The organism is Candidatus Aminicenantes bacterium (assembly GCA_026393855.1).
Lineage (GTDB): Bacteria > Acidobacteriota > Aminicenantia > Aminicenantales > UBA4085 > UBA4085.
In genome coordinates this window covers 1-19,210 of sequence record JAPKZJ010000003.1, presented here as the reverse complement: position 1 = coordinate 19,210, position 19,210 = coordinate 1, and the positions used below count along the sequence as shown (strand labels likewise).

Annotated in this window: 16 protein-coding genes and 2 tRNA genes; 16 read left to right on the top strand and 2 right to left on the bottom strand. The window is 64.1% G+C overall.

The genetic code is table 11. The features are described from left to right. Window positions 1–951: hypothetical protein (locus tag NTZ26_00110; GenBank protein MCX6558889.1), on the bottom strand; the 951-nt coding region annotated here is incomplete at its 3' end. Between the two features lies 1 nt (window position 952). Beyond that, a complete protein-coding gene (locus tag NTZ26_00105; protein MCX6558888.1) occupies window positions 953–1,624 on the bottom strand; it encodes a response regulator transcription factor in 672 nt (223 codons plus the stop codon). A 112-nt stretch (window positions 1,625–1,736) separates the two neighbouring features. Here NTZ26_00105 and NTZ26_00100 point away from each other — a divergent pair, with 112 nt between their 5' ends. The 16 genes from NTZ26_00100 to NTZ26_00025 all read left to right on the top strand — a co-directional run. Continuing rightward, window positions 1,737–3,299 carry a S41 family peptidase gene (locus NTZ26_00100; protein MCX6558887.1) on the top strand — a complete coding sequence of 521 codons (1,563 nt, stop codon included), beginning with the start codon at window positions 1,737–1,739 and terminating at the stop codon, window positions 3,297–3,299. 41 nt (window positions 3,300–3,340) lie between these two features. Beyond that, on the top strand, window positions 3,341–3,811 hold the full coding sequence (gene rpiB, locus NTZ26_00095) for a ribose 5-phosphate isomerase B (protein ID MCX6558886.1): 471 nt from the start codon (window positions 3,341–3,343) through the stop codon (window positions 3,809–3,811). 20 nt (window positions 3,812–3,831) lie between these two features. Further along, entirely contained in the window at window positions 3,832–5,268 is a 1,437-nt protein-coding gene (locus tag NTZ26_00090; protein ID MCX6558885.1) for a hypothetical protein, read from the top strand. A 1-nt stretch (window position 5,269) separates the two neighbouring features. Continuing rightward, window positions 5,270–6,547 (top strand): phosphoribosylamine--glycine ligase, encoded by a 1,278-nt coding sequence (gene purD / locus NTZ26_00085; protein MCX6558884.1) that lies wholly within the window; start codon window positions 5,270–5,272, stop codon window positions 6,545–6,547. A gap of 17 nt (window positions 6,548–6,564) precedes the next feature. After that, window positions 6,565–7,056, top strand: a complete 492-nt coding sequence (gene purE / locus NTZ26_00080) for a 5-(carboxyamino)imidazole ribonucleotide mutase (GenBank protein MCX6558883.1) — start codon at window positions 6,565–6,567, stop codon at window positions 7,054–7,056. Next, the gene (locus tag NTZ26_00075; protein MCX6558882.1) at window positions 7,053–8,300 is read left to right on the top strand and encodes a MiaB/RimO family radical SAM methylthiotransferase; all 1,248 of its coding nucleotides are present in this window, start codon (window positions 7,053–7,055) and stop codon (window positions 8,298–8,300) included. The genes purE and NTZ26_00075 overlap by 4 nt, the downstream gene beginning before the upstream one ends. Next, complete coding sequence (gene mutL / locus NTZ26_00070) at window positions 8,297–10,030, top strand: DNA mismatch repair endonuclease MutL (GenBank protein ID MCX6558881.1); 1,734 nt, start codon at window positions 8,297–8,299, stop codon at window positions 10,028–10,030. Before NTZ26_00075 ends, mutL begins: the two co-directional genes overlap by 4 nt. A gap of 53 nt (window positions 10,031–10,083) precedes the next feature. Next, window positions 10,084–10,157: transfer RNA gene (locus tag NTZ26_00065), tRNA-Pro, on the top strand. 27 nt (window positions 10,158–10,184) lie between these two features. After that, a tRNA-Arg gene (locus tag NTZ26_00060) sits at window positions 10,185–10,258 on the top strand. 174 nt (window positions 10,259–10,432) lie between these two features. Then, window positions 10,433–11,380 carry an NAD(P)-dependent alcohol dehydrogenase gene (locus NTZ26_00055; protein ID MCX6558880.1) on the top strand — a complete coding sequence of 316 codons (948 nt, stop codon included), beginning with the start codon at window positions 10,433–10,435 and terminating at the stop codon, window positions 11,378–11,380. 508 nt (window positions 11,381–11,888) lie between these two features. Further along, entirely contained in the window at window positions 11,889–13,613 is a 1,725-nt protein-coding gene (gene pilB, locus NTZ26_00050; protein MCX6558879.1) for a type IV-A pilus assembly ATPase PilB, read from the top strand. A 9-nt stretch (window positions 13,614–13,622) separates the two neighbouring features. After that, entirely contained in the window at window positions 13,623–14,732 is a 1,110-nt protein-coding gene (locus NTZ26_00045; GenBank protein MCX6558878.1) for a type IV pilus twitching motility protein PilT, read from the top strand. Window positions 14,733–14,754: 22 nt separating this feature from the next. Then, window positions 14,755–15,957 carry a type II secretion system F family protein gene (locus NTZ26_00040; protein MCX6558877.1) on the top strand — a complete coding sequence of 401 codons (1,203 nt, stop codon included), beginning with the start codon at window positions 14,755–14,757 and terminating at the stop codon, window positions 15,955–15,957. Further along, window positions 15,954–17,231 (top strand): ATP-binding protein, encoded by a 1,278-nt coding sequence (locus NTZ26_00035; protein MCX6558876.1) that lies wholly within the window; start codon window positions 15,954–15,956, stop codon window positions 17,229–17,231. Before NTZ26_00040 ends, NTZ26_00035 begins: the two co-directional genes overlap by 4 nt. A 4-nt stretch (window positions 17,232–17,235) precedes the next feature. Continuing rightward, on the top strand, window positions 17,236–18,642 hold the full coding sequence (locus NTZ26_00030; protein ID MCX6558875.1) for a sigma-54 dependent transcriptional regulator: 1,407 nt from the start codon (window positions 17,236–17,238) through the stop codon (window positions 18,640–18,642). Between the two features lie 199 nt (window positions 18,643–18,841). Then, window positions 18,842–19,210: type II secretion system protein (locus NTZ26_00025; GenBank protein ID MCX6558874.1), on the top strand; the 369-nt coding region annotated here is incomplete at its 3' end.

Below are 19,210 nucleotides of genomic sequence, written 5' to 3'. Positions count from 1 at the left end.
TTTGCCCGCGTCCATCCGGGCCAGGAGAAGCAGGCCTTCGATGATCGTCTGCATCGACCGGGCCGTCCGCCAATTATCGCGGTGGGCTTCGACGAGCTCCGCTTCGGCCCGGGGCCGGCGAAGCAGGACTTCGATCGTGTTGAGGATCGCCGCGAGCGGCGTGCGCAGCTCGTGCGAGGCGTCGGCTGTAAACTGGCGCTCCTGTCGGAAGCCCCTCTCCAGGCGGTCCAGGGCGCCGTTGAGCTGATCGATCAGGGGATGGAGCTCCCGGTCGAATTCCGTCGCGTCGATCCGGGCGTCGAGCCGGGAGGCCGAGATGCCGGCCAGGGCCTCGTTGATGCGGCGGATGGGCCGCAGGGCTCGGCCGGCCAGGACGAAGCTGCCCCCTCCGGCTGTCAAAAAGGCGGCCAGAGACAGGAGGGCGAGGAGCGAGCCGAGCTCCCGGAGCTCCTCGCGCAGCGCGGCCAGGGGCTCCGCGCACTGGATCGTCACGGCGATCGTCCCCTCCCCTCCGGCGGCGCCTTTTTCCGCGGCGTCCTTGTCGATCTCGATACGATCCACCCAGGTCAAGATCCGCCAGGCCCGGCCTCCGCCCGCCGGCACGGTTTTCCATGCGGGAGCCGCCGCGTCGCGTGGGGATGACGGCCAGACGGCGTCGATCGGGGATGCCGATTGATGAAGGACCCGCCCGTTTTCGTCGGTGATCCGGATCGGCCGCGCGGCCTCCGGAGCGGCTTCGGTTCTGCCTTCGTCGTCGGGATCGAAGGCCGGCTTCCCATCCTTGATTTCCAGCCGCTTCTCCAAGGCTTGCGCGGCGACGAATAGCCGGCTGTCCAATGCATCCAAAAGGGCGCTTCGCTTGGCCAGGAAAAAGAAGGCGTCGAATCCGAGGATCACCGCCGTGAGCAGGAGCAGGGATCCGACGACGAGCTTCAGGCGAAGGGAACGCATCTCATTCGCCTTTTAAAAGGTAGCCGACGCCCCGGACGGTTTGAATCAGAGGGGTTAGCCCGGGCCGGTCGATCTTTTTGCGCAGCCGGCCGATGAAGACGTCGATGAGGTTGCTGGTCGTGTCGTCCTGCCAGTCGTACAGATGCTCCCAAATCTCCGAACGGGAGACGATTTCGCCGGCTCGGTGCGCCAAGTACTCAAGAAGCGCATATTCCTTGGGCTGGAGGGGGATATCCCGCCCTTTCCGGACGACGCCGTGCGTTGCCGTATCGATTTCCAGATCGGCCACGGTCAAGCGCGGGTTCTTGGTTTGGTATTTCCGCCGCAGCAAGGCCCGCACGCGGGCCAGCAGCTCCTCGAAGCGGAACGGCTTGGTCAGATAGTCGTCCGCCCCCGCGTTGAGCCCCCGAACGATCTCTTCCGGGGCGTCGCGAGCCGTTAGGACGAGTACATGGACCGCTGATTCCTTGGCCCGGAGCTTGCGCAAAAGCGACAAGCCGTCGATCTTCGGGAGCATCAGGTCGAGAAGAACGACGTCGTAGTCGTTGGCCTCGGCCAGGAACAGCCCTTCCTCGCCGTCTTCCGCCGCGTCGACCGCGAACGATTCCTCCGTGAGCCCTTTTTTCAGGCTCTTGAGAAGGGCGCGGTTGTCTTCAATGATCAGCAGGCGCATGGCGGCTCGAGCTTATTATGCCATGATTCAGGATGAACGAGAGATGAATGGATTCCGAGCCCTTTTTTGACTTGGGGTCCCCCCTCTGATAAAATGATGTTCCCCGAGAATCATGCGCAAAACCGCCTGGATCCTGGCCGGAGTCCTCTTTTCCTTCACCCTCTTTGTCCGCCCGATCGGTGTCGACGAAGAATACTGGCAGGCCGGACTTAACAAAATCGACGATATGATGGACCTCATCAAGGCCTCCTACTACAAGCCGGTGGATGACACCGAGCTGGCCCAGGAGGCCGTCAAGGGCATGCTGCAAACGCTCGACCCCCACTCCTACCTTCTGGAAGCCGACAACTTCTCCCGTATGGCCGAGGAGCAGCGGGGCAAGTACTACGGCGTCGGGATGCAAATCATCAAGCAGGGGGACCAGCTCGTCGTGGTTTCGCCGATGGAGGGCACGCCGGCCTGGCGCCTGGGCGTCCAGCCGGCCGACGTCATCACCCTGATCAACGGCGAGAGCACCCAGCCGATTACCGCCCAGGATGCCGTCAACAAGCTGCGCGGCCCCAAAGGCACGAAAGTCAACGTCACCTTCGCCCGCGAAGGCGTGGCCAAGCCGATCGAGCTGACCATCGAGCGGGCCGAGATTCCCCTCTACAGCGTTCCTTACGCCTTCCTGTTTCCCGGCGACGTCGGGTATGTCCTGATCCGCTCCTTCGCCGAAGCCACGGGCGAGGAGCTGGCCGACAAGCTCGACTTGTTGACCAAGCAGGGCATGAAAAGCCTGATCCTCGACCTGCGCGGCAACGCCGGCGGGTCCCTGCCCCAAGCCATCGAGGTGTCCGAGCTCTTTCTGCCCCGCGGCGACATGATCGTCTCGATGAAAGGCCGCAATCGGGCTTTCGACCGCGAATTCGCGGCCATGCGCCAGGACCCATACGAGAAGATTCCCCTCATCGTCCTGGTCGACCAGGGTAGCGCCAGCGCCTCGGAGATTGTGGCCGGAGCGGTCATGGACAACGACCGCGGCCTCGTCGTGGGCGCCGACTCCTGGGGCAAGGGCCTCGTCCAGCAGATGTTCCCGCTGGGCCCGCAGACCGCCGTCGCCATCACCATCGCCAAGTACTTCACGCCCAGCGGCCGCTCCATCCAGCGGGATTACACCCGGCTGGACGAATACCTCCTGGACAAAGTGGCCGCCGACAAGCCGCGCGAAGTGAAGACAACCATCAAGGGCCGCAAGGTCCTGGGCCAGGGCGGCATTACGCCCGACGTGGCCGTCCCCTTCACCCTCAAGGCCTATACCTTCGAGCTGCGCGCCCGGGGCGCCTTCTTCGCCTACGTCCGCAAGTTCGTCGCCCACCAGACAGCCCTGGGCAAGGCGTTTGTCTTCCCCGGCGAGCCGCCCAGCGACGCCAAGGGCAAGATCCTGCTGGCCAAGCCGTTCCTGGCCGACGCCCGCGTCCTCGAGGATTTCCGGGCCTTCCTGCTGGCCAACTCGTTCGAGGCGGACGCCAAGCGCTTCAAGGAAGCCGAGGCGGACCTGCGGCGGGAGCTGGAACGGGAGGTCTCCGCCTCGCTCTGGGGGCAGGAGGAAGGCTGGCACGCCTTCGAGCGGAGCGATCCCCAGGTTCTGCGGTCCCTCAAGCTCATGGGCGAGGCGGCCAAGTTCATCGAGTAGGCCGGGCCGTTGGCAAAGAAGGCTCGGCCGAGGGGGAGGGGATGAAGATCGCCCTGGCATCCGATCACGCCGGATACGACCTCAAGGACGCGGTGGCCAAATACCTGACCGCCCGCGGCATCGACTTCACCGATTTCGGCTCCCGGGCCGGCGAGTCCGTTGATTACGTCGACCTGGCCGAAGCGGCTGTTTCATCCGTCGTCGCCGGCGGACACGACCGGGCCATCCTGGTTTGCGGGACCGGAATGGGCATGTCTGTCGTGGCCAACAAGTTCCCCGGCATCCGCGCCACCGTCTGCTGGAACGCCTATACGGCCGAGATGAGCCGCCGCCACAACGACTCCAACTGCCTGACCCTCGGCGGCCGGGTTCTGACTCCCGAGGAGGGCCGGACCATCGTCGGGATCTGGCTCGATACCGCTTTCGAGGGGGGACGCCACCAGCGCCGCCTGGACAAGATCCGGGCCGTGGAAGAACGACGCTGCGGCGGCCGGGCCGCCGCGAAATCATAAATCATAAGGAGTCCGCTCTCATGCCTTCTTTTTCCGACAAGACCGAGGCTCTCTGCCGCAAGGTCGAGGGCAACAATACCTGGCGCCAGAAGGAGTGCTTCAACCTCATCCCTTCGGAGTCCACGCCTTCGCTCCTGGTCAAGATGTGCGAGATCTCCGACCCCGCCGGCCGCTACGCCGAGCACCGGACGATGAAGGGCGAGGAGGTCTATTTCTACCAGGGCATCGACTTCATCCGCGAGGTCGAGACCGAAACCCAGCGCGAGCTGGCTGTCTTCTTCGGCTGCTCCGACATGGAGCTGCGGCCGATCAGCGGCCAGATGGCCAACGAGGTCGTTTTCAAGGGGATCGTCAAGTTCCTCAACCGGGGCCGGGCCGCCGGGACGCCGACGCGCCGGATGCGCCTGGTCCTGAACAACGACCTAGGCAATGGCGGCCACTTGAGCGCCCAGCCGATGGGGGCGCTCTTCAACTGGATCGAGGAAGACCCCGCCACCGGCCGTGAGAACGTCATCAATTTCCCGGTTCGCAAGGACAACCCCTACGAAGCCGACCTGGACGCGTTGGCCGCCCTGCTCGAGACACACAAGCCCGAGCTGGTCGTCTTCGGCAAAAGCATGTTCATCACCCGCGAGCCGGTCCGGTTCGTGGCCGACATCGTCCGCGGCTGGCCGCGCCGGCCCGTCCTGATGTTCGACATGGCCCATGTCCTCGGCCTCTACGGCGTCTTCCAGGAGCCGTTCGCGGAAGGGGCGGATGTGGTCACGGGCAGCACCCACAAGACTTTCTTCGGCCCCCAGCGCGGAGTCGTGGCCGGCAATATCGCCAAGGACAGCCCCCTGCGCCCGCTTTGGGCCGACATCCGGTCCCGGGCCTTCCCCGGCTCGACCTCCAACCATCACCTGGGCACTTTGGTCGGCCTGCTCATGGCCGCTTACGAGATGAACGCCTTCAAGACGGAGTTCCAGCCCGCGGTTCGGAAGAACGCCAAGTCCTTCGCCAAATCCCTGGCCGCCCACGGCATCCCGGTCGAGGGCGACCCGGCCGTCGGCTATACCGAGACGCACCAGGTCCTGGCTCGCGTCAAGTCTTTCGGGCCCGGCATGGAGATCGCCCGGCGGCTGGAGGACAACAACATCGTCGTCAACTATCAGGCCCTGCCCGACGATGAGACCTTCCTGGATTCGTCCGGCATCCGGATCGGCGTCCAGGAGATGACCCGCTTCGGCATGGCCGAGCCCGATTTCGACCGGCTGGCGGGCTATGTGGCCGATTGCGTCATCCGTAATCGCCGGGTCAAGGAGGAAGTCGCCGACTTCCGGAAGAGCTTCCTGGAGATGCGCTACTGCCTGCCGCTCCGCGAAGCCGTGCCGCTGGCCGCCCGGATCATCGCCTCGGCCGTCCCGGAGCCCGAGTTCGCGGCCCGCTTCGTCGAGAACCTGTCGAGGCTCGTCTGACATGAAGATCCTGGTCGTCGGCTCCGGCGGCCGTGAGCACGCCCTGGCCTGGAAGCTTGCCCAGAGCTCCAAGACGAGCGGGCTGTACGTAGCCCCGGGGAACGGCGGCACTCGGTTGGTGGCTGAAAACGTCCCGATCCCCGACCATGACTCGGCCAAGCTGGCCGACTTCGCCCTCCAGGCCGGCATCGGCCTGACCGTCGTCGGCCCGGAAGTCCCGCTCTCGCTGGGGCTGGTCGACGAATTCGAGCGCAAGGGCCTGCGCGTCTTCGGGCCGTCGCGCAAGGCCGCGGAGCTCGAGAGCAGCAAGGCCTTTTCCAAGCGGTTCATGGAGCGGCACAAGATCCCAACCGGCCGCTTCAAGATCGCCGAGACGGCGGACAAGGCCCGGGCCGTCCTGCGCTCGGGCGAGCTTGGCTGGCCGGTTGTCCTCAAGGCCGATGGGCTGGCCGCCGGCAAGGGCGTCATCATCGCCAAGACGCCCGAGGAGGCCGAGGCGGCCGTGCGGACCGTCATGGTCGAGCGCCGGTTCGGGAGCGCCGGCGACCTCCTGCTGATTGAGGAGTTCCTGCGCGGCCGGGAGACTTCCTTCATCGTCATCTCGGACGGAACCCAGGTTCTGCCTTTGGTGACGACCATGGACCACAAGGCGGCCACCGACGGCGGGCAGGGCCCCAATACGGGCGGCATGGGGACCATCTCCCCTTCGCCCCACCTGAACAAGGCGCTGTTCGCCGAGGTCATGAGCGCCATCGTCCTGCCCACCGTCACCCGGATGAAGGAGGAGGGCCGGCTCTATAAGGGTGCCCTCTACTGCGGGCTGATGCTGACTGCGGAGGGGCCCAAGGTGCTCGAGTATAACTGCCGTTTCGGCGATCCCGAGACCCAGCCCCAGATGCTGCGCCTGGAAAGCGATCTGGTCGACATCCTCAATGCGGCCATCGACGGAAACGTCCTGGGCAACGAGGTGCGCTGGGCCGAGAAGGCCGCCGGCTGCGTCATTATGGCCTCGGGCGGCTACCCGGGCCCGTATGAAAAAGGCCGCGTCATCACCGGGCTGGAAGCAGCCGCGGCGCGCCCGGGCCTCGCGATCTTCCACGCCGGGACCCATTATGATAACGGGACCTATCGGACGAGCGGTGGGCGCGTTCTGGGCGTTTGCGCGTCCGGGCGGACGCTGCAGGGCGCCATGGATCGCATCTATGCGGCCGCGGCCGAGATCAAGTTTGAGGGGGCCCATTACCGACGCGACATCGGCCGGGAAGCCGAGCCCGCCTGATTCCGAAGGAGACAGACATGGATGTGGTGATCTTCATCGGCAGCCCGTCCGACCTGGACGTCGTCAAGGATGCCGTCGACACACTGAAGGCTTTCGACGTGCCGTTCCTTCTGGAAGTGACGTCGGCCCACCGCTCGCCGGCGCGCACGGTGGATCTGGTCCGCAAGTGCGAGGCGGAAGGGGCCGAAGTCTTCATCGCCGTGGCCGGCAAAGCCGCCCATCTAGGCGGCGTCGTGGCCGCCCACACCACCCGGCCGGTCATCGGCGTTCCTGTCGAGAGCGGCGGCTTGGGCGGGCTGGACGCGCTGCTCTCGACCGTCCAAATGCCCAAAGGCGTCCCCGTGGCCACCATGGGCACCGGCAAGACCGGCGCGGCCAACGCGGCCTTGTTGGCCATCCAAATCCTGTCCGTTAGAAACGTCGTCCTGCGGCGCAAGCTGTCTGAATTTAAGGCCCGCATGGAGGCCCAGGTCGAGGCGGATTCGGAGAAGGTCAAGCAGGCTTTATGACTTCGTTTTCCATTCGAAACTTCGGCTGCCGGGTCAACCAGGCCGAGGCCTTCGCTTGGGCCGACGATTTCCAGGCCAGGGGCCTGCGCCCGGCCGGGGCATCGAGTCCGGGCGATATCGTCGTCGTCAATACCTGCACCTTGACGGCTCGGGCCGACCGGGACGCGCTGAAGTTCATCCGCCGCATGGCGCGGGAGAATCCCGCCGCCCGCATTGTCGTCACCGGATGCCTGGCCGAGCGGTCGGCCGCCGAGCTGACCTGCCTGCCGGGCGTTTGGAAGATCGTCCCCAATGCCGATAAAGACCGGCTGGCGGACGCCGCGCTGGCCGGCCGGCCGGATACGCAGCCTGCGGATCCTCCGGCCCGCCTGCGGGCCCGGGCTTTTCTCAAGATCCAGGACGGGTGCGACCGGGCCTGCGCCTTCTGCATCATCCCCTCCGTTCGCGGGGGAAGCCGGAGTGTGGCGCCCGGACGCGTCCTCGAATCCGTCAGCCGGGTGGCCGACCGCGGTTATCGCGAGGTCGTCCTGTCCGGGATCCATTTAAGCTCCTATGGCCGCGATCTTGAGCCGCGAACCAGCCTAGCGGATTTGCTGACCGTGCTGCAGGCGGGGGGCGGGGGACCGTGGATCCGGATGAGCTCGTTCGACCCGCGGCTCATGTCGCCCGAGCTCATCGCCGTCTTGGCCGCCGGCCCCTGGGTCCGGCCCCACTTCCACCTGTCGCTTCAACACGGCGCGAATGCCGTACTCAAGGCTATGGGTCGCTCCCCGGCGGCGGAGGAAAATGAGACTCTCTTGAACCAGTTGGCCGCCGCCGTTCCTGAGGCCGCCTTGGGGGCAGACATTTTGGTGGGATTTCCCGGCGAGACGGCCGAGGATTTCCGCCGGACGGCGGAGTTGATCGAGCGGTCGCCGTTGGCTTATGTCCATGTCTTCGCTTTTTCCCCGCGGCCCGGAACGGCCGCCGCCGCGAGGCCCCAAGTCGACGGCTCCGTCCGCAAGCAGCGGGCCGTCCGGCTGCGGGCCTTGTCGGCCGAAAAGAATCTGGCTTTTCGGGCCCGATTCCTGGGCCGCGTCCTGGACGGGATCGCCATCCGGCCGACGGAGGCCGGGGCCGAGGTCCTGACCGGCAACGCCATCGATGTCGAAGCCTCAGGTCCGCGCCCGGCTAAGGGCGAGGCGGTCCGGGTCCGAATCGTCGCCGTCGACGAGAGCGGTACTAGAGGGGAGATTCTGCCATGAACCGGATCGCACTTCTGGATCCCGCCGTGGCCCGCAAAATCGCGGCCGGCGAGGTTGTCGAGCGGCCCGTATCCGTGGTCAAGGAGCTGGTCGAAAACTCGCTCGACGCGGGAGCCGGGGAGATTGCCGTCGAGCTCCAGGCCGGCGGCAAGTCGCTCCTCCTCGTCCGCGACGACGGCTATGGGATGAGCCGAGCCGACGCCGAGCTGTGCTTCGAGCGCCATTCGACCAGCAAGATCGCCACTGAGGACGACCTGGCGGCTATCTCCACCCTGGGCTTCCGGGGCGAGGCGCTGGCCTCGATTGCGGCCGTCTCGCGGCTGACCCTGAAGACCTCGGAAGGCGGGGTCGAGGCCGGGACCCGCATCGACCGTGAGGGCGACGCGCCCGCTGTGCTCTCTTCCATCGCCTTCCCGCGCGGCACGACCATCGAGGTCCGCGATCTTTTCTTCAACCTGCCGGCGCGCCGCAAGTTCCTGCAGGGCGATACCGCCGAGCTGGGCCAGATCGTCAAATACCTGACCAATGTCGCCTTGGCCTACCCGAGGCTTCGCCTGGCGGCCGTCCACGGCACGCGCAGCGTTTTAAACTGTTCGCCCGTCGAGAGCCTGCGCGAGCGGGCCTTTCAGCTCTATGGCCGGGCCGCCTTGGACAATCTGATGGAGGTTGAGATCACCGAGAGCGGGATGCGGCTGGCCGGGCTGGCGTCGCGGCCGCCTGCGGGCCGCTCCGACCGGTCGCACCAGCTCTTCTTCGTCAATAAGCGCCCCGTCCGCGACAAGATCCTGTCCTCGGCCCTCAACCAGGCCTATCGCGGCCTGCTCGAGAAGGACCGCTCGCCCGAGGGGTTCCTCTTTCTCACCATGCCGGCGGGCGAGGTCGACGTCAACGTCCACCCGGCCAAGTCCGAAGTCCGGTTCCGGACTTCATCCGTCGTCTTCCAGCTCGTTCTGCGGGGTGTCGACAAGGCCCGGCGGCAGGCCGGCGGCGTCAAGGCCGTGGCCATTCCCCTGCCGGAAGACATCCTTGGGAGGCCGGCCGTAGCCTCTTCGGACGGGGAGCCTGCCGAGATCTCGTATATCCCCGGAGAGCATGATACCGGCGAGGGGCTGGAATTTCGCGTCGCCGAGAAAGGTGCGGGCGATGCCGGCATCGCCGACGGCCCCCCGGGCCTGCGCGTCCTGGGGCAGTATGCCGACGCCTATATCGTGGCCGCCGACGCCGAGGGCCTTCTCGTCGTCGATCAGCACAACGCCCACGAGCGGGTCCTATACGACCGCTACGCCGAGATCGACCGCAGCCGGAGCTGGCCGGTCAAGATGGCCCTGATCCCCTTGGTTTTCGACGTCTCGCCCTCCCAGGCCGTGGCCCTGGAGTCCGGCCGGGTCGTGCTCGAAGAGTCCGGCTTCCGGGTCGAGCCGATGGGCGGGCGCAGCTACGCCTTGCGCGAATACCCCGACATCTTTTCTCCCGAGTCGGCCCTGGCCGCGTTCCTGGCCCTGCTCGAAGACGTCCGGTCGCATAAGACTGAGGACCGCAAAGCCCGCGTCCTGGCGATGATGGCTTGTAAAACCGCGATCAAGGCCGGTGAGCCCCTGCCGCGCGAGAAGATGGAGTTCCTGGTCCGGGAGCTCTTCCGGACCTCCAACCCGGCCGTCTGCCCCCATGGGCGGCCGATCGTGGTGCGGCTGGATCGGGCCGTGTTCGAAAAAGGGTTAGGCCGCCGTTAACCCGTTCAATTGACAAGAAATCGGCTCGCTGTTACGATGAGCGGGCCTTTGGACGGGGAGTGGCGCAGCCTGGCAGCGCGCTTGCCTTGGGAGCAAGAGGTCGACGGTTCAAATCCGTTCTCCCCGATTAAGAAACCAATGCGATCGGCGATACGCGCCTGTAGCTCAGGTGGATAGAGCAGCTGCCTTCTAAGCAGCGGGTCGGGAGTTCGAGTCTCTCCAGGCGCGCACCTTTGCTCTTGATGTTAAGGCCTCGTTTCGAACCGCAAGCGGCCCGGACCGAGTCGGTGAACAAGATCCCTGTCGTCCGATAGAGACCGGAATAGCTTGACTGGGAGGAGCCATGGGAATGGATGCTGACCGAAGAAGTGCGGTACTCACCGATGGGTCGGGGGGACGCTCGTGAAAGCCGTCGTGTGCACGGGCTACGGCCCTCCCGATGTCCTTGATCTCCGACAGGTCGACAAGCCTGTTCCGAAGGATCACGAAGTGTTAATCAAAGTGCACGCCACGACGGTGCACCGCGGGGATGTGAGGATTCGAAGCTTCGACGTTCCCCGCGGGCAGCGGCTCATGGCGCGTCTGGTCCTCGGCTTCACTCGCCCGAAGAACCCGATCCTGGGGATGGAACTGGCCGGAGAGGTCGAGTCGGTCGGCAAGGATGTGACCCTCTTCAAGCCGGGCGACGAGGTCTTCGCCTTCACTGGTTGGGGCTTAGGCGCCTATGCCGAGTCCAAATGCTTGCGGGAGAAGCCCCGGAAATCGGCCGTCAAGGATGGGATGCTGGCGGCGAAGCCGGCCAACATGACCTTTGAGGAAGCCGCGGCCGGGGTCGCCACCGGAGGGGTTGTGGCCCTGCGCATCCTCCGGAAGGCGAACATCACGAGCGGGCAGAAGGTTCTGATCTACGGCGCCTCCGGAAGCGTCGGCACCTATGCCGTGCAACTCGCCAAGTCATTCGGGGCGGATGTCACCGGGGTCTGCAGTACGGCCAATCTGGAGATGGTGAGATCTCTCGGGGCCGACCGGGTGATCGATTACACACAGCAGGACTTCACCGCGGGCGACAAGACCTATGACGTCGTCTTCGATGCCGTCGGCAAGCTCCTGCCCTCACGGGCCAGGAGGCCTTTGAAAAAGACAGGCGTCTATCTCAACGTCAACAAGGACGCGGGTTCTAAAGGCGGGAGTCCCGAGGACCTTGCTTTCCTCAAGGAGCTCATCGAGGCCGGGAAGGTCCGGGCGGTCATCGACAGGCGCTATCCGCTGGAGGAGATCGTTGCGGCCCACACGTATGTCGAGAAGGGGCACAAGAAAGGGCATGTGGTCGTCACCGTATTAGGCAGTTAGGACGCTGCCCCGCAACGCCATCGACTGCCTTTCGATATGTCCGTTCGAAACCTTGGCCGAGGGCCGGCGCCGCGAAGCGGACCGAAGGCCGACAAAGCGCGACAAGATGCGACAAAAGGCCTTGCGATTATTGACAAAAAAGCCGAACGGCCTAGAATGGGTAGTGTCGAACGCGATGATGCGCCGGGGGCGCAAGGTGATGGCCCGGGTGAGGGCTCGAGCGCGGAAAGCTCTAGTCTATTGCAGCGGCCGCCTCACCCCTAGGGGTGAGGCGGGGTGAGAAAAAATCACCGGGCCAATGCTCCGCCTCGGTGATTGACCGTAATGCCGGCCTGGACGACAATCTCCTGCGTGAAAAGCGCGAGTCCCGTCCCTTTTATACTACCGCCTTCGGGGAGAGAAAAACCTGTTCTTCGAGCGTCCCTTATCATGGGGGACTGGGGCGAAGTGACAAAAATTGTTGACAAAAAACGTCATATCGAGTTAATTTGGTGATAAAGAGATAATTATGGGATCCACGCTGGGCGATATTCTGGTCAAGGAAAAAATTCTGACCCCCGATCAATTGCGGGCGGCCCAGGAATTCCAGCGCAAACACGAAGTCTCGCTGGCCAGCGCCATCATCGCCCAAGGCCAAGTCTCGTCCGAGGAGATGGCCCAGGGCTTGAGCCGCCAGCTCGGCTATCCTTACATCGATTTGGATCAGTTCGAGGTCTACCCCGACGTCATCAGCCTGGTCACAGTGGACGCGGCCAAGAAATACATGATTATGCCGATCCACCGGATTCGGTCGTTCCTCACGCTGGCGATGGTCGACCCGACCGACCTCGACGTGATCGAAGACATCCGCTTCCGGACCGGGCTCAGCATCCAGCCCGTCATCGCTTCGGAACCGGGCATCGCCAACGCCATCAACAAGTACTACGGCGCCTCCCACGCCGTCCGCCCCAAGACTGTGGTCGAGGACATCGCCCTGGCCGACGACTCCAAGATCAGCATCATCGAGGAGGCCGCTGAGGATGCCGAGGTCCAGGACGAGTCCGGCCCCCCGGCCGACGAAGCCCCGATCATCACCCTGGTCAACTCCATCTTCGTCGAAGCCATCAAGAAGGGCGCTTCCGACATCCATTTCGAGCCCTACGAAAAGTCCTTCCGCATCCGCTACCGCATCGACGGCATCCTCTACGAGACGATGAACCTGCCGATGAAATTCAAGAACCCGGTCCTGTCGCGGGTCAAGATCGTCGCCAACATGAACATCGCCGAGAAGCGCCTGCCCCAGGACGGCCGGCTCAAGATGCGGGTCAAGCTGGATCAGGTTAAAAAGGACGTGGACATGCGCGTCTCGTCCCTGCCGACGATTTTCGGCGAGAAGATCGTGGCCCGGCTCCTCGACCGCGAGAACCTCCAGATCGACCTGACCAAGCTGGGCTTCGAGCCCGAATCCCTGGAGACCTTCCGCAAAGCCATCGCCCGCCCCTGGGGCATCATCCTGGTCACCGGACCGACCGGCAGCGGCAAGACCAACACCCTGTACTCGGCCATCTCCACGCTCAACGCCATGGAAAAGAACATCATGACGGCCGAGGACCCGGTCGAGTTTTACATGCCGGGCATCAACCAGGTCAACATCCGGGACGAAATCGACCTGACCTTCGCCGCCGCCCTGCGGGCCTTCCTGCGGCAGGATCCCGACATCATGCTGGTCGGCGAAATGCGCGACCAGGAGACCGTGGACACGGCCATCAAGGCGGCCCTGACAGGCCACCTGGTCTTCTCCACCGTCCACACCAACGACGCCGCCTCGACCGTCCACCGGCTGATGAACATGAACGTCGAGCCGTTCCTGATCGCCGACTCCGTCGTCCTGGTCGTGGCCCAGCGGCTGATCCGCAAGGTCTGCAAGCGCTGCGGCGTGCCGACCAAGGTGCCGGCCCGGGTCCTGACCGAGCTCGGGTTCACCGCCGAGGAGGCCGAATCGGTCCAAGTCTACCAGGGCCGCGGCTGCGAGGTCTGCAACAACACCGGTTACAAGGGCCGGACGGCCCTGTTTGAGGTTATGGAGGTCACGCCGGCGATCAAGGACATGATCCTGGTGCGGGCCCAGTCCAAGGACATCAAGCGGAAGTCCATGGAGCAGGGCATGATCACGTTGCGCCGCAGCGGCCTGATCAAGATCAAGGCCGGCATCACCTCGATCGATGAAGTGGCCCGGGAGACGATCAAGGACTAGGAGACACCCATGCCGCTGGTCATCCATGATCTCCTGCAGAAGACGGTCGAGCTGGACGCCTCCGACCTGCATATCACCACATATATCCCGCCCCGGCTCCGCATCCACGGCGTCCTGAAGTCGCTCGACCTGCCGCCCCTGACCCCGGCCGAGACCAAAACGCTCATCTACAGCCTGCTGACCGACAAGCAGAAGAAGCAGTTCGAAGAGAAGCTGGAGCTCGACTTTTCCTTCGGCGTCAAGGACATGGGCCGCTTCCGGGCCAATGTCTTCATGCAGAAAGGGGCGGTCGGAGCGGCCATCCGCCGCTTCCTGCCTTCGATGTGGAGCTTTCAGAAGCTGGGCATCCCGCCCCGGGTGGCCCAGCTTTGCTACCTGCCGCGCGGGCTCATCCTCGTCACCGGTCCCACCGGCTGCGGCAAATCGACCTCCCTGGCCTGCATGATCGATCACATCAACAGCGAGCGGGCCGTCCACATCGTGACCATCGAGGACCCGATCGAGTACTATTTCACGCCCAAAACCGCGCTGATCAACCAGCGCGAGCTTTACGCCGACACGTTGTCCTACCCCAACGCCCTGCGCTCGGTCCTGCGCGAAGACCCCGACGTGGTCCTGGTCGGCGAGATGCGCGACATCGAGACCGTGGAGGCCACCCTGCGGGTGGCCGAGACCGGCCACCTGACCTTCTCCACCCTGCACACCAACTCGGCCTCCGAGACGATCTCCCGGATCATCGACATCTTCCCGGCCCAGTACCAGACCCAGGCCCGGATCATGCTCTCGATGTCCGTGGAGGCGATCCTGACCCAGGCCCTCTTGCCGCGGGCCGACGGCAAGGGCCGCGTCCTGGCCATGGAGATCCTCATCCCCAATCCCGCCATCCGGAACCTGATCCGCGAGAACAAGATTCACATGATCTATAGCCAAATGCAGCTGGCCCAGGAAAAGTCGGGCATGCAGACCTTCAATCAGTCGCTGTCCGAGCTTTATTTCCAGCGGGCCATCAGCCGCGAGACGGCGCTGGCCGTGACCTCGTTCCCCGAGGAGCTGACCGACATCATCCAGCGCCGCGAGGCGCGGTCGGCGTCCTATTCGACTTCCAGCTCGAAGCGCTAGGCGCGGCGGAAAGGACGGCCCCATGCCCACATACATCTGGAAAGGCAAGAACCGCTACGGCGACGCCGTCGCGGGCGAGCGGCTGGCGGGATCGGCCGACGAGCTGACCCGAATCCTTCAGAAAGAGCAGATCCAGATCGCTTCGATTTCCCTCCAGCGGAGCGGGCTGAAGTTCCTGCACCTGGGCGAGAGGGTCAAGCCCAAGGAGCTGGCCATTTACAGCCGCCAGTTGGCCGTGCTGATCGACGCCGAGTTGCCCCTCATCCAAAGCCTCAACATCCTGGCCGAACAGACCCGCAACAAGTATTTCAAGAAAGTCATCAAATCCGTCGGCGAGGACGTCGAGGCCGGCTCCAGCCTGAACCAGGCCAAGCGCAAGTTTCCCAAGGTCTTCGACGATTTATTCTGCAACTTGGTCGCCTCGGGCGAGCAGAGCGGCTCGCTCGACACCATGCTGAAGCGGCTGGCCGACTTCATCGAAAAAATGGTCAAGCTCCGCAGCCAGGTCCGGCAGGCTATGGTCTACCCGGCGGCCATCATCACTTTCGCCCTCATCGTGGCGGTCTTCCTGCTCTGGAAGGTCATCCCGATCTTCGGCAGCATCTTCGCCGAGCTGGGGGCCCGGCTGCCCGGGATCACCCGGGGCGTCCTCTCCCTGAGCGGCTTCATCCAGAGCTACATCGTGTACATGGTCCTGGCGATCGTGGCCGGAATCTTTTTATTCCGATACTACCGCAAAACGACGGCGGGCCGTTGGTCCGTGGACCGGGCTGCGCTGCGCATCCCCATCCTGGGTAAAATTCTGGCCAAGGTGGCCATCTCCCGCGTCACCCGGACGCTGAGCACCCTGCTGTCCGGCGGCGTTTCGATGCTGGAGTGCCTGAAGATCACCTCCACTACGGCCGGCAACGTCATCCTGGAGAAAGCGGTCATGGACGCCCGGCGGACGGTGGCCGAGGGCCGCAGCCTGACCGAGTCCTTCCAGGCCACGGGGCGCTTCCCCTTCATGATGATCCAAATGGTCAAGGTCGGCGAGGAGACCGGCACTCTGGACCAGATGCTGGGCAGGCTGGCCGATTTCTACGATGACGAAGTCTCGTCTTCCGTCGCCATGCTGATGTCGCTGCTCGAGCCGATCATGATGATCTTTGTCGGCGGAATCGTCGGCGGGCTGATCCTTGCGATGTACCTGCCGATGTTCAGCCTGATGGCCCAGATTCAATGACGACGGTCAAGAAGAATATCCTCAGCCTGATCGTCTTCCGCCTGATCATCGTCACCACCCTGCTCGTGGCGGCGGTGGTCATCCAGCTCTCGACCGCGGTCTTCCTGCCGCTCGGACCGTTCTATGTCGTCATCTTGTTCGCCTACGCCGCCTGCCTGGTCTTTCTTCTCATCTACGCCAAGAGCCGGCGCTTCCAGGCTCAGGCCTACGCCCAAGTCCTGTTCGACATCCTGCTCATCACCGTTCTGGTCTATATCACCGGCGGCTTGCGGGGGCATCTCTATGTCCTGTACGCGTTTCCGATCCTGGCGGCCGGCATGGTTCTGCCCGGGCGGGCCTCCTATCTGATGGCCTCTCTTTCGGCGATCCTGCTGGGATTCCTGGCCGACGGCATGTTCTTCGGGCTGATCCCCTACTACCTGGCCGATCAAGCTCGGGAAACCTCGGCCGGACTCGTCTTGTATACCATTTTTCTGGCCTGGGCTTTGTTCGCGGCCATGGCCTTCCTGTCCGGCCATTACGGGCGGAGCATCCGCAAGGCCAAGGATGCCCTCGGCCGGGTCGAGCGCGAGCTGGCCATCCGGGAGCGCCTGGCCGAAGCGGGCAAGATGTCGGCCCTGATCGCCCACGAGATCCGCAACCCCTTGGCCGCCATTTCGGGTGCGGTCCAGGTGCTCAAAATGGAGCTGAAGCCGACCGGCGAACCGGCCCAGCTGATGGACATCATCCTGCGGGAATCCAAGCGGGTGTCCCAGACGATCGAGCAGTATCTCAACCTGGCCTCGCCGGGCCCGCGCGATTTTCAGCGCTTCTCCATGGCCGCGGTCGTTCGGGAAACCCTGACCCTGCTGCGGGCGGGAGGCGAGCTGGGCGAAGGGATAAGGGTGGAGGGAAATTTCGACGCCTCGTCGCTCGACCTCTACGGCAGCCAATCCCAGTTCAAACAGGTCGTCTGGAACCTCATCCGCAACGCCATCCAGGCCATGCCGGACGGAGGGTGGCTGCGGATCGACCTGAACGGCGCGCCGGGAGGGGGGCGGAGGCTGCGGCTGGCGGACAGCGGCCGGGGCATGAACGCCGCCGAACGGGCTCGCATCTTCGAGCCTTTTTTTACGACCTTCGACGGCGGCCGGGGCTTGGGCCTGACGGTCGTTCGCCGGATCGTCGACGATTTTGAAGGCACTATCGAGGTCTTGTCGGAGGCCGGCTTGGGGACGGAGTTCATCCTGAATTTCCCCGAGCGGGCCGCACCGAGCCGGCCGAAGGAAGCGTGACGCCATGGACACCCTGCTGATTGTCGACGACGAGAAAAGCATCCTGGACCTGCTGGGGGTGGTCTTCCGCAAGGAAGGCTACCGCGTCCTGACCAACTCGGGGACGTCCAAGGCCTACGAAATGCTGGCCGGCGGCGACATCGACCTCGTCATCACCGACATCAAGATGCCGCAGATGGACGGGATGACCTTTCTCAAGGCCGTCCGGACCCAGAAGCCGACCATCCCGATCATCGTCATCACCGCCTTCGGCAGCGTCAAGCAGGCCGTGGAGGCGCTTAAGGAGGGTGCTCTCGACTACGTCACCAAGCCCTTCGATATCGAGGAGCTCCGGATCCTGGTCGCCCACGGGATCGAGCAGCGGCACCTGCGCGAGGAGAACATCCTCCTGAAGCGGAGCTTTCAGGATTTGGCCAGCTTCGAGAACATGATCGGCAAGAGCAAGTCCATGCAGGAGGTCTTCCACCTGATCGAGCGGGTGGCTACGACCGATTCGACCGTCCTGGTCACGGGCGAGAGCGGAACAGGCAAGGAGATGGCCGCCCGGGCCATCCACGCCAACAGCCGGCGCAACGACCATCCGTTCGTCTCGATCAACTGCGCCGCGCTGCCCGAGAACCTGCTCGAGAGCGAGCTGTTCGGGCACGCCAAGGGCAGCTTCACGGGGGCCGTCTCCGAGAAGAAGGGCATGTTCGAGACCGCCGACAAGGGCACGATCTTCCTGGACGAGGTCGGCGAGATGTCGCCTTGGACCCAGGTCAAGCTGTTTCGGGTTCTGCAGGAGCGCAAGGTCCGGCGGGTCGGCGGCAACGACGAGATCCCGGTCGACGTCCGCATCATCGCCGCCACCAACCAGGATCTGAAAAAGCGCATCGAGGAAGGCAAGTTCCGCGAGGAGCTCTACTATCGGCTCAATGTCATCTCGTTCGAGATGCCGCCGTTGCGCAAGAGGACCGAGGACATCCCTCTCTTGGTGGGCCACTTCCTGCAGAAGCATTGCCAGAAAATGGGCCGCAAGATGAAGCGTCTGGTGCCCGACGTGATCGGCTTTCTGGAGACTTATCCTTGGCCCGGCAACGTGCGCGAGCTGGAGAACCTGATCGAGCGCATCGTGGCCGTCGAAGAGCGGGAGACCGTGACCCTGGCCAGCCTGCCGCAAGACGTCCTGGGGGCGCACCGCAAGCCCGAGGTCGCCGTCGCCCTCCGCCCGGGATTCAACCTGGAGGAGCACCTCGATCAGATTTCCAAGCGGTACATCCAGGAGGCGGTCACAGCGGCCGGCGGAAATCTCAAGAAGGCTGCCGCCCTTTTGGGTATAGGCTATCGTTCCCTTCGTTACCTCCTGGACAAATACCAGATCCAATCGGTGAAAAAGGCCGAAACGCCGGATCGCCGCGACGGCACCGATTAAGCCCTTCGCCTCTGGCGTGACGAAAAATGTCACGCTGTGACAAAAGTTGTCGATTTCGGGCCAACTCTTTTAAACCCGATTTTATCTCATTCGTTTATTATGTGACACTTATTCGCTTTTTGTATTTTGGCACGCTATGTGCATTAATTCCAGCGTCCTCGGCGAACGAGGAGAAAAAGAACTCAAAGGAGGTTCACACATGAAGAAACAGAAAGGCTTTACCCTGATCGAGCTGCTGATCGTCGTGGCGATCATCGGCATCCTGGCCGCCCTGTTGGTGCCCAACGCGATGACCGCCCTGCAGAAGGCCAAGGTCCGCGGAACGCAGAAGGACATCAGCACGCTGGCCACCACCATCACCGACTACATCACCGACAAGTCGACACCCCCGGCCAACAGCGGCGCTATCAGCACCACGCTGAAGGGCGCCCTGTCCCCGATGTACATCAAGGTTCTCCCGCTGAACGATCAGTGGGGCACGAGCTTCAAAGTGTACTGCGGCACGGCGGCGGATGGGAACTACGGCATCACCGCCTCGGCCAACGACGATTTCCTGATTTCGTCCTAC